The organism is Metabacillus rhizolycopersici (assembly GCF_020075705.1).
Genome location: NZ_JAIQUM010000038.1, coordinates 43138 through 54060, shown reverse-complemented (window position 1 = coordinate 54060; position 10923 = coordinate 43138). Strand labels below are relative to the sequence as shown.

Annotated in this window: 8 protein-coding genes; 4 read left to right on the top strand and 4 right to left on the bottom strand. The window is 35.7% G+C overall.

All coding sequences use genetic code 11. From position 1 onward, the window contains the following. Positions 1 to 147: 147 nt before the first annotated feature. The 3 genes from K9V48_RS16245 to K9V48_RS16235 all read right to left on the bottom strand — a co-directional run bounded on the left by K9V48_RS16245 (position 148) and on the right by K9V48_RS16235 (position 3852). A complete protein-coding gene (locus K9V48_RS16245) occupies positions 148 to 1497 on the bottom strand; it encodes a hemolysin family protein (RefSeq protein ID WP_224140080.1) in 1350 nt (449 codons plus the stop codon). Between the two features lie 466 nt (positions 1498 to 1963). Continuing rightward, entirely contained in the window at positions 1964 to 2698 is a 735-nt protein-coding gene (locus tag K9V48_RS16240; RefSeq protein WP_224140079.1) for a metallophosphoesterase family protein, read from the bottom strand. 122 nt (positions 2699 to 2820) lie between these two features. Then, complete coding sequence (locus K9V48_RS16235) at positions 2821 to 3852, bottom strand: YkvI family membrane protein (RefSeq protein WP_224140078.1); 1032 nt, start codon at positions 3850 to 3852, stop codon at positions 2821 to 2823. A gap of 336 nt (positions 3853 to 4188) precedes the next feature. On the opposite strand from K9V48_RS16235, the gene K9V48_RS16230 reads away from it, so the two are divergent. The 3 genes from K9V48_RS16230 to motB all read left to right on the top strand — a co-directional run bounded on the left by K9V48_RS16230 (position 4189) and on the right by motB (position 8988). Next, on the top strand, positions 4189 to 6297 hold the full coding sequence (locus K9V48_RS16230; RefSeq protein ID WP_224140077.1) for an ATP-dependent Clp protease ATP-binding subunit: 2109 nt from the start codon (positions 4189 to 4191) through the stop codon (positions 6295 to 6297). 1142 nt (positions 6298 to 7439) lie between these two features. Beyond that, positions 7440 to 8240 carry a flagellar motor stator protein MotA gene (motA, locus tag K9V48_RS16225; protein ID WP_224140076.1) on the top strand — a complete coding sequence of 267 codons (801 nt, stop codon included), beginning with the start codon at positions 7440 to 7442 and terminating at the stop codon, positions 8238 to 8240. Continuing rightward, positions 8233 to 8988 carry a flagellar motor protein MotB gene (gene motB / locus K9V48_RS16220; protein ID WP_224140075.1) on the top strand — a complete coding sequence of 252 codons (756 nt, stop codon included), beginning with the start codon at positions 8233 to 8235 and terminating at the stop codon, positions 8986 to 8988. The genes motA and motB overlap by 8 nt, the downstream gene beginning before the upstream one ends. 72 nt (positions 8989 to 9060) lie before the next feature. On the opposite strand, the gene K9V48_RS16215 is transcribed toward motB, so the two are convergent. Beyond that, on the bottom strand, positions 9061 to 9516 hold the full coding sequence (locus K9V48_RS16215; protein ID WP_224140074.1) for a MarR family winged helix-turn-helix transcriptional regulator: 456 nt from the start codon (positions 9514 to 9516) through the stop codon (positions 9061 to 9063). Positions 9517 to 9984: 468 nt separating this feature from the next. Between K9V48_RS16215 and K9V48_RS16210 the strand changes: the two genes are divergently transcribed. Beyond that, the gene (locus K9V48_RS16210; protein ID WP_224140073.1) at positions 9985 to 10716 is read left to right on the top strand and encodes a ZIP family metal transporter; all 732 of its coding nucleotides are present in this window, start codon (positions 9985 to 9987) and stop codon (positions 10714 to 10716) included. Positions 10717 to 10923 lie beyond the last annotated feature (207 nt).

Below are 10923 nucleotides of genomic sequence, written 5' to 3'. Positions count from 1 at the left end.
TTGATCTCGTTGAATAGAATTATGTTTCGAAAGCATCGTCATCACCTCAAGGTTTTTCTTACTTCTAGTTTAAAACAAAAAAGACCGTAGGCAAACTCAATTTTCATCGAGTTTGTCTACAGTCTGGAACTTACTAATGTAAGTCCTTTATAATGTAGCTATTTTTTTTTCAAGTATAGCTGGATTTCGGATTGCTTCTTCTTGTTGCTTTTTCGTGACTTCTAGAGTACGGATATGATGGTTTTCCATTTCTTTTACCATAAAGGTATAAGAGCCAATTTCAATGAGCCCTCCCATTTGGATATCATATTGCTCTGTTAATACCCAACCACCAATTGTATCAACATCATCGTCACCAATATCTAGACCAAATAGTTCGTTTATTTCACTAACAAGTACTTTTCCATCAATCGTATATTTAGAATCGTTAATTTTTTGGATTAGTGGCATTTCATCTGTATCAAATTCATCACGAATCTCTCCAACAATTTCTTCTAATATATCTTCAACTGTTACAAGACCAGCAGTTCCGCCATATTCATCAATTAAAATCGCCATATGAATTCTGTCCTTTTGCATTCTCACAAGCAATTCATGAATTGGAACAGAATCAAGTACTTGTATAATTGGTCGAATATACTTTTCAATTGAGAATAAATGCGGTTCTTCAATATGAATGAGATCTGTGAATATTTCCTTAATATTAATCATTCCAACGATATGGTCTTTATCTCCATCCACAATTGGATAACGAGTATATTTTTCACCTTTGATAATCTCTAATTGTTCCTGAAAAGTTGCATCAATTGCTAGTGAGGTAATTTCCGTTCGAGGTACCATGATTTCTTTAGCTATTCGATTATCAAATTCAAAAATTTTATTTACATATTTAAACTCTGATTGATTAATCTCACCGCTTTTATAGCTTTCTGAAACAATAATCCTTAGTTCTTCCTCACTATGCGCCTCTTCATGTTCTGAGACAGGCTTTAATCCAAAAAGACCTGTAATAAATCGCGCCGATCCGTTTAAAATCCAAATAAACGGGTACATTATACGGTAGAAGAGCATTAAAGGGCCGGCAAACCACATACTTATTTGTTCCGCTTTCTGAATGGCAACTGTTTTTGGTGCCATTTCTCCTACTACAACATGCAAAAACGTTATCGTAGCAAACGCAATCACAAATGATAATATTGTTGCAACAGAGGTTGGTATATCATACTGTGCAAACAATGGTGCGAGAAGATGTTCAATTGTTGGTTCTCCAAGCCACCCTAAACCTAATGCCGTAATGGTAATTCCCAACTGGCAAGCAGACAAATATTCATCTAAATTACCGATGACCTTTTTTACAGCACTTGCCTTTTTGTTTCCTTCTGCAATTAATTGGTCAATACGAGAGCTTCTAATTCTTATTATTGCAAATTCAGAAGCAACGAAAAAGCCCGTAAGAGCGATTAAAATTGCAACAAGCAACAAATTCACTATGTCCAAATAAGCTTCCTTACTCCGTCAACTAACGGATAAGGAGTCACCTCCTGAGAGTTATATCTTACGAAAGATTATGAAGTTTTCTATGAATCTTATTTTTACTAGCGTCCGCTTGGAGTACAATAAGGGATGCTATTTGACTATTTATTTTTAACACTGCCCCATATTATCACCCCACAAATTAATATTATGTTTATCATAATACGAAAGAAACCGTACAGTCAAACGACACCCATTGCCGATTTCTTAAATAAATATGTGATAAACGTTTTAATAATACCTTTTCCAATGAAAAATAACGTATTATGAACGTAAATGAGGAAAACAGCGACAATGATGATTTTTCTAATTTATTTTATATGAAGAGACTTCTACTAATAGGTATCTTTTATCCCCATCTTTACTTCTTTGATTTACGAAAAACTCTAGGGTAAGGGAATTTCTGCCTGTTAATGCGGGATCAACATTTCTAATTTTTCTTTCCACGATAACTAGCAGTTGTTAGTTCCTGTATATAGGGTTCTAAATCCGGCATATTCACCTGTTTAGCCAATTGAATTGCATGTTCAATATCATATGGTACTCGTACAAATTGAGCAGAGAAACTTGAATTCTCTTCTGATCCATAGATCCCTTCAAGTATCGTATATGAGGCTTGAGTGAGATCAAGTGGATTTCCAACACTTCCAACGTTAAATAAAGTCTTTCCATGAAAATGCTGAATAAACGCTTGATGGACATCACCATAACCTACAATATCGGGCATTTTATAGTCATTACCCGTTTCAGCTGTATTTTCAAACATGCTTAATCTTTTTTCAATTGAGTCCCATGGTTGAATTCGTTTATATACACTAAACGGAGATGCATGAAATAAGCGAATCAGTTTACCGCTCATATAAAAAGTAATTGAAAATGGTAATTGTTTAAGATAATCATTTTGCTCTTTATGTAGTTGCTTTTGATGCCATTTTAATGTTTCGAATTCCGTATCATTCGTTATAAAATCGTCCCAGTTCCCCTTAACAACAACCTCACATACCTCACGAATGCGTTCAATTGCAATTCCTGAATCAGGACCTTTCCCTACTAAGTCACCTAAACAAAACACACGTTCAATCTGCCTAGAATAAATATCTTCTAGTACTGCATCAAGAGCGGGGATGTTACCATGTATATCTGATATGATCGCAATTTTATCCAAAATATCCCTCCGTTTTGAAAATAACTTAATAGATTTTTTTATTTTAACATACAAAAAGAATATCACGTATACTGATTGCTATTCACACTGAAGGAAAAACAGTGATATTACGACATGAATTTCTACTTTCTTGGAACTTTTTTTATAATTAATAAAGCTAACATCCCTAAACAAATATATCCAAAAATTGGATATAACGATGAGATAAGTGAACTGTAACCAATCTTACTAATAAAGGCTGCAATACACAAAATTGCACAGATGATAACCATTCGTGGAATTTTCAGGAATGACGTTATTTGCTTTTCAAGTCCATAGAGATTTCCAATAACTGATGTGAAAATTTCACCGTAAATGACGGCAATATAAATAAAGTATAATGATAAAATCGTTGTTTTCATTACTTGAGCCATAGGAATATCATATTGCATTATGTTTGATAGTGTAGAAAGAGCAAAATGACTGCTAATTAATATGATTGTTAATAATATTCCTCCGATCATTCCCCCCCTTCTTAGTACTTTTTCATCATTAATTTCACTTGCCAAAGGAACAAGTACAGCCGATGCCATCGTCAAATTAAACGCAGCATATGAAAATGCTGATATGACCCACCTAAATGATCCTGTTGTTTCCTCAGGTAGCTTGGACAAGGGCTCTAAAGAAAAAGATTGGACTCCTAAAATAGTACAAAACAAAATTAACATCGGCACAACAATGATATTCACACTAAATAAACCCTTCACTCCAAAAATCATAACAGCAATTGTGAGCAAAATTGTAATGATAACTCCGAGCTTTATTGGAAGGTTAAGCTGCTCTTTAAAAACTGCACCAGCACCAGAAAGCATGATTGATGTTAAGCCTAATAGAACAACGAGCATAAAAACATTCACAAATCCTCCAATTTTCCCTCCAAACAAAAAGGTCATCAAGTCCTGATATGATCTTGCTTTTATTCGTTTTGATAAAATGAGCATTTTCGTACCTATTGAAATAAAAAGGAAACCTGCTAAAAGAATTCCAGCTAGTCCAAAAACACCGTATTTCGTGAAAAATTCAACGATTTCTCGCCCTGTTGCAAACCCAGCCCCAACAACTGTCCCGACATAAACAGCCGCAACCTGAAAGGAAGAAATCCAAGATTGCCTCATTCTACACACCCCACTCTAGTTAACAAAGCTTGTTTCATTATATGAGGAAAATCTCGGAAGATTCTTTACACTTTAAAACTAAAAATTGGTAATAATTTCACTAACCGATTTTAAGGCAAAAAACTTGAAAGTCAATAAAGGTCAAAGTATAATATGGTCAATAAAGGTCAAACAATAGACCTTATTTTTTCATCTCATTGGTCAAATAAGATCAAATTCAATAAAAAGGAAAAGAGATAGATATTATTGGGCGGATGTTCCTTGTCTGGCCGCTCATTAATGAAAAGGACAAAGCTCCTCCTTCTTTCAAACTTACACAAAAAGGGGTAATGAACAATGATGTGTGAAAATTGTCAAACAAAACAAGCAACTGTACATCTAAGCATTCAAATAAATAAGCAACAAAAACAAGTCACATTATGTAACGATTGTTATGCGCACTATAAACAATTGATTCCCACTGGATTTTCTCCATTTCCATTTGAAGATTTATTAAAGGGAATGCAATCAAACCAACAAACCAATCAAGCGATTCCCGATCGAAATGCACAAAACGGTGATGGAATCCTTGATCAGCTTGGTCGAAATCTAACTCATATTGCACGTGCTGGACTCATTGATCCTGTCATTGGTCGTGATGATGAAGTAGACCATATGATTGAAATTTTAAATCGTCGCAATAAAAATAATCCCGTCTTAATTGGAGAACCTGGTGTCGGTAAAACTGCAGTGGTCGAAGGTCTTGCACTAAAGATTGCGAATGGCACTGTTCCAGCTAAACTTGCAAATAAAGAAGTGTATCTATTAGATGTTGCTTCACTTGTTGCAAACACTGGAATAAGAGGTCAATTTGAGGAGAGGATGAAAAAAATCATTCATGAACTTCAACAACGTAAAAATATTATTCTATTCATTGATGAAATTCATCAACTTGTCGGAGCGGGTTCTGCTGAAGGCTCAATGGATGCAGGTAACATCTTAAAACCAGCATTAGCTCGTGGTGAACTTCAGGTTGTCGGTGCCACAACATTGAAGGAATACCGTTCAATTGAAAAAGACGCAGCACTTGAACGCCGCTTTCAGCCTGTTATGGTTCAAGAACCTACGATTGACAAAGCGATTAGCATACTTAAAGGAATCCAAAATAAATATGAAAACTACCATCATGTCACATATACTGATGAGGCAATTGATGCTTGTGTAACACTTTCTCACCGGTATATTCAAGACAGATTTTTACCTGATAAAGCAATTGATCTGCTAGACGAAGCTGGTTCTAAAATGAACTTAACGATGACGCCCGTAAACGAAGATCAACTAAAAGAACACCTAGAACATCTGGCAAAACAAAAACAAGAAGCGACGCACAACGAAAACTATGAATTAGCGGCTCAATTAAGGGATGAAGAAGCCCGTCTTGAGCTTCAATTAAATAATGAGACGAAGCATGAAAAACTGATTGTCGATGTGGCAGATATTCAAGCGCTTATCGAGAAGAAAACAGGTATCCGGGTTGGAAGACTACATGAAAATGAACAGTCTAAAATGAAAGATTTAGAGAAAAATTTATCAGAAAAAGTAATTGGCCAAGTGGACGCAGTTAAGAAAGTATCGAAGGCAATTAGAAGAAGCCGAGCAGGGTTAAAATCAAAATCTAGACCGATCGGGTCCTTCCTCTTCGTTGGCCCAACAGGTGTTGGAAAAACAGAATTAACGAAATCACTAGCCGAAGAATTATTCGGGTCGAAGGATGCGCTCATTCGCCTTGATATGAGTGAATATATGGAGAAACATGCCGTCTCTAAAATTATCGGTTCACCACCTGGATATATTGGACACGATGAAGCAGGTCAGCTTACTGAACAAATTCGACGAAATCCATATAGCATTGTCTTATTGGATGAAATTGAAAAAGCTCATCCTGACGTACAACACATCTTTCTCCAAATTCTTGAAGATGGTCGACTAACGGACAGTCAAGGTCGTACCGTAAGCTTCAAGGACACAGTAATCATTATGACTAGTAATGCAGGTGTTCAGGAAAAACGAATCACAGTAGGGTTTGAAACACAAACAAATACAGCCATGGAAGAAAGTCAGCTATTGCAATCATTAGGCTCTTTCTTTAAACCTGAATTTTTAAACCGATTTGATAACATTATCGAATTTTCTTCACTTAAAAAAGAAGAACTTCTTAAAATCGTTTCAATTATGCTTAAAGAACTAACTACCATTCTTTTAGAGCAAGAAGTATCTTTAACAGTCACTGATAAAGCAAAAGAAAAATTAGCTGATCTAGGCTATCATCCAGCTTTTGGTGCAAGGCCACTTCGCCGGGTCATTCAAGAATATGTTGAAGATAAAATAACTGATCTGTTATTAGATAGAGAACAAGTAAATACGATTTTAGTAGATGTGCAAAACGATGAAATTATCGTAAATTAAGAAAAGCGCAAGCGCCTTGTTCAGCTCCGACAGGCATAAGACGCACATGAATAGAAGGTGCTCTTTGCCTTCTATTCATGTGTGACTTATGACCCCGAGGAGCTAGGCGCTGGAGCTAGACACCAAAACTAAGTCAAAAAACTTATACTCTCTCATTTATTTAATAATCTAAGGGTTGACACTTTCATTGTGTCAACCCTTTTTCCTTGTGTTATAGGAAACTCTAAAATTCTTGTACTGTGGATAAGCGCACAACACCCAGCGCAAGCGTCCAACCCCTCGGGTCATAGGGCCACGCCTGAGGCTGATCAAGGCGCTTGCGCTTTTGGTTCTTGTCATTGATTCAATCCATCATACATATACATGCTATGAGGTGTTGTCAGTGATAAATTATTCTAACCTATTCCTCTTTATATCCTTCATTTTTCTACTATTTAATGGATCTGCATTTGGGTTTATTTTCTACCTAGAACGTCTCGGAGATTCATTTGGACTCATTTTATTTTGTGGTACAAGTCTACTTGGAGCACTCTGTTCATTTTTTGCTTCTGAAAAGAAAGCAACATTCTATGCAAAACTCTTATTCTATTGCAATCTTGTTGTCACTTTTCTCCCATTGTATTATTGGGGTATTTCAAGATTGTTATTTTCAATCTAAACTAGTCATTAAAAGCACGGTACAAAATGAATCGTGCTTTTAATTTTGTTATAGCGTACTATAAAATTCTTGTACTGTGGATAAACGCACGACATCCAGCGGAAGCGCCTAGCCCCTCGGGGTCATAAGCCACTTTTGAATTGAAGGTAAAAAACACCTTCTATTCAAAAGCGTCTTATGCCTGCCTTAGTCTGACCAAGGCGCTTCCGCTTTTGTTCTTTTCATTTTGAACGTTAAATTGTGACGAAAAACATACAGTTTATATATATTTCGATAACTTCTTTTTGAATCCCTTAAAGTTTTTATAAACTCGTCGATATAATAGGTAAGCTTAGAAAAACATGGTTCTACCAAGTTCTAGTAGTGGAGCCTTAGTTTTTCTTGTACTATCATTCATGGAGCTTCCATCAATCAGGGATTTTACTTCCTGTTAAGAATGGGCTACATTTTGATAGTAAAATAATTAGGAATATGGTGATTTATAATGGATAAAACGTCAATATTTGGAATAATCCTTGCCATTATTGCTGTTGGTGTTGGAATGATTTTAAAAGGTGTAAGCCCAGCTGCTCTACTAAATGCACCTGCTATACTCATCATTATATTAGGGACAATTGGAGCTGTTACCATCGCCTTTCCAACTAGTGAAATTAAAAAGGTTCCAAAATTATTTGGAATCATTTTCAAAGAAGAAAAGGGTTCTTCCATTCAAGAATTAATCCCTTTGTTCTCTGAATGGGCACAGGTAGCACGTAAAGAAGGCTTACTTGCACTTGAAGCAAAGCTCTCTGACATCGATGATCCCTTTTTGAAAAACGGCTTACTTATGGCTGTAGATGGACAAAATGCTGAATTTATTCGCGATGTAATGACCGAAGAAATTGAGGCGATGGAAGAACGTCACCAAGCATCAGCAACTATTTTTTCCCAAGCAGGGACATATGCACCATCGCTTGGAGTACTTGGAGCCGTTATTGGTTTAATTGCAGCCTTATCTCATATGGAGGATACAGTAGCACTAGGGGAAGCAATCGCAGCCGCTTTTATCGCAACAATGATGGGGATCTTCACCGGTTATGTTCTATGGCATCCTTTTGCAAATAAATTAAAACGCAAATCAAAGCAAGAAGTGAAGGTAAAGGAAGTCATGATTGAAGGAGTTCTTTCTGTATTAGAAGGACAGGCCCCTAAAGCAATTGAACAAAAGCTTGCGACATATTTACCTGTTCATGAAAGAAACAAATTATACGCTTCGTTAACTGAGGGAGAGAGCGTAAATGGCTAGAAGGAAAAAGCACAAACATGAGGATGAACATATCGATGAATCTTGGCTAGTTCCCTATGCTGATTTATTGACACTTGTACTTGCGCTTTTTATCGTTTTATTCGCGGCGAGTTCAGTTGATGCACAGAAATTCCAAAAGCTCGCAAGCGCATTTAGCTCTACTTTTACGGGTGGTACAGGTGTTTTAGAATACCCAAGTCCCACTCCTAATATTGAGATGGAACAACCTACATTGCCTAATGAAAAAAAATCCATGGAAGTTTCAGAAGAGGCTCAAAAACAACTTGAGCAAAAAAACCTAAAAGAAATACAACAAAAAGTCAATACGTACATTACTGATAAATCTTTAGAGAACAAATTAAAAACAACAATGACAGATGAAGGATTACTCATTACGATCTTAGATGATATCTTCTTTGATTCTGGCAGTGCGGATGTTCGCAACAAAGATAAAAACCTTGCGAAAGAAATATCAGAACTTCTAGTAATGAATCCACCTCGTAATATTACAATTAGTGGTCATACAGACAACGTTCCGATCAGTAACTCAAAATATGATTCTAACTGGCATTTAAGCGTGATACGAGCAGTTAATTTTATGAAAACTTTACTTGAGAACGAAAAACTAGACCCAAGGGCATTTAGTGCAAAAGGCTTAGGAGAATACAGCCCAGTAGCTTCAAACGATTCAAACGAAGGAAGACAAAAAAATAGACGTGTAGAAGTTCTAATTTTACCATATGAGTAAAAATAATGTATAACGAGTCCAACTAAACATTATGTATCAAAAGGACCAGAGCAATGCTCTGGTCCTTTTGCATTATTTCTTATTCAAAATATCTTTCGCGTGAAGTCCTAGCTTTTTAAGAAGTTCCGTAACATGACTTTTTTCTTCATCTGAAAGAACACTCGCAATTTCATTAATTTGTTCTTGATGTGATGGGAATATCTCTTCGATTAATTGTTTACCTTTTTCGGTAATTTGTGCATGTGTTACTCTTCGATCATTTGGACAAGCTCTACGTGCCAATAATCCCTTTTGCTCCAATTTATCTACTACGTAAGTAATACTTCCACTAGCAAGTAAAATTTTCCCGCCAATTTGCTGCAAAGGTTGATCTCCTTTATGGTAAAGGAGCTCTAGTACAGCAAACTCTGTAGGGTTTAATTTAAATGTTGCTATATAATTATTAACTACATCGTTAAGTGCACGATGGGCACGTGATAGTATAATAAAAAGCTTAAGTGATTCTTCTGTTTGTTTTGATTTTTCCATTTTCATTCAATCCCTTTAATATTGTCTCGAATTCAAAATAATTTTATTAAACTTATATTAGAACAAGACTATCAAAAAGTCAACCTTCTACAGGATGGAATATCGTCAAACTTCTTCCTAAGAGGATTTTACTCTCATGAAAATAAAGACAGTTTCATCATTATTGGTATGCCGTACTCCATGTTTGGCTATGCGTGAGATATTATTCTATTATTGGTGACGTTTATCTAAAGTTAAGTAGCATCCACACTTGAATTATACAGAAATGCAGTCAGGCAATCTATTTTAAAATAACATGTATGAATCGCTTTCTTCACTTTTGTATGAAAAATATTGTATAGAACTTAGTCCTTTAGTTTCTTTTTAGACTATTTACGTTATAATATTTATTATTATGTGTAAATTTTTCCGTTCAAAATTTCTAAATTTCATCCGAGAGATATCTTCATTTTAAAGGAGTAAGCTAACATGTCTGGAGTTTTATTAGGTAGTATTTTATCTGCGTTGGCAACAGGACTAGGAGCGCTTCCGATCCTATTATTACAGGGATCAATTACTCACAGATGGCGCGATATTCTTTTAGCCTTTACGGCTGGGATTATGATGACTGCCGCTATGTTGGGGCTAATTCCTGAAGCATTAAATTACGGGGGAATAATTGAAGTTTCAGTTGGCTTAATATTAGGTGTTCTCACCTTAACATCGTTAGAAAAGGTCATCCCACACATCGATTTAGAACATTCAATAAGTGGAATACAATTTGACGAAAAAGCGATGCTAATTATTGCAGCCATTACACTACATAATATTCCTGAGGGATTATCAGTTGGTGTAAGCTATGCATCAACTGTAAATGATACTGGAAATTTAATTGCATTTGCAATTGGATTACAAAATGCGCCGGAAGGTTTCTTAGTTGCATTATTTTTAATCAACCAGAACATTGGCAAAGGTAAAGCATTTTTAATTGCAACAGCAACAGGTGCAGTAGAAATTGTTGCATCCTTGCTTGGTTATTATTTAACAAGTTTTATCGATTTTCTTATACCGTACGGATTGTCATTTGCTGCAGGTGCGATGCTCTTTATCATCTACAAGGAGCTTATACCCGAGAGCCATGGTGATGGTAATGAAGGAAATGCTACGTATTCTTTTATTATTGGCATTCTATTTATGGTTATTTTAATTAATAGTTTTTAAAGAACAATGGTGGAAGCGGATCAAACATAGGCTGTTCATAAGACGCTCAATAATTGAAGGAATCGTTCTTCTCCAATTATTGAGCGTCTTATGACTTTTTGGAAAGGTACTGAAGCTTGTTAACGAACGCTTATCCACAAGAAAAGAATTTTTTAGTAAAATAAGCAAGTTAAAAGGTGTGGCTATTTCCTTCAAATAATTGTGCAC